This window comes from Campylobacter sp. RM12647 (assembly GCF_020138135.1).
GTDB lineage: Bacteria > Campylobacterota > Campylobacteria > Campylobacterales > Campylobacteraceae > Campylobacter_E.
Genome location: NZ_JACGAS010000061.1, coordinates 1 through 712, shown reverse-complemented (window position 1 = coordinate 712; position 712 = coordinate 1). Strand labels below are relative to the sequence as shown.

Sequence of the window (712 nt, the reverse complement as noted above, 5' to 3'; positions counted from 1 at the left end):
TTTGCTCACTAGTTTGTAAAGTATTTTTAGAATTTGAATTAGTGTTTTCAGCTTTAATATCACTACTTAAAGTAATACTTGTTACTTTATTAGTATTTGTAGTGCTTTGTTTATCTTCTTGTTTTTCTTGTATTTTTTCTGGTTTATTATCTTCATTAATATTTGCTTTGGTTAAAGAAAAATCATTTACTTTTAAAGGTTCAACTTTAATTACCTTAGTATTTGAAAAGCTTATTTGTTTTCCTGAATCAATTAAAGAAGTTTTATTACCTAATTTAACATCTATTGCACCTTGTAAGCAAGCTAATTTGTTTATATTAAGTCCAACTTCTCCTACAAACACTGTTCCTCTAATACCAATTGTTGCTGTATGAGCTTTTAAAGAGAAATTCTTTCTTGCTAGTTTTGAGATTTCTCCTGTAATTACCTTAAAGCTTCCTTCACTTACTTCAAGATTTACTTTAGAGTTTTTTCCATCTAATAAGAATTGTTTTATTTCTAAGCTTGTGTTTTTACCTAGAGTAGTAACGGTGTTGTCATTAAAGATTATTTGTAATCTTGCATTGTTTCCCGTTTTTATAATATCGCTTTCATCAAGTTCTTGATTTAATAAAGCTTTTATTTCATTACCTTTTGAGATAACTACTGCATCACCTCTAATGGCTGATATTTTACCTACGCTTGCATAGGTTAGAGTTATTACACTTAATAA

At 27.5% G+C, this 712-nt stretch carries 1 protein-coding gene; it reads right to left on the bottom strand.

Annotation, left to right across the window (positions count from 1 at the left end; genetic code table 11):
- Positions 1 to 712: FecR family protein (locus AVBRAN12647_RS09585; protein WP_336615116.1), on the bottom strand; the 712-nt coding region annotated here is incomplete at both ends.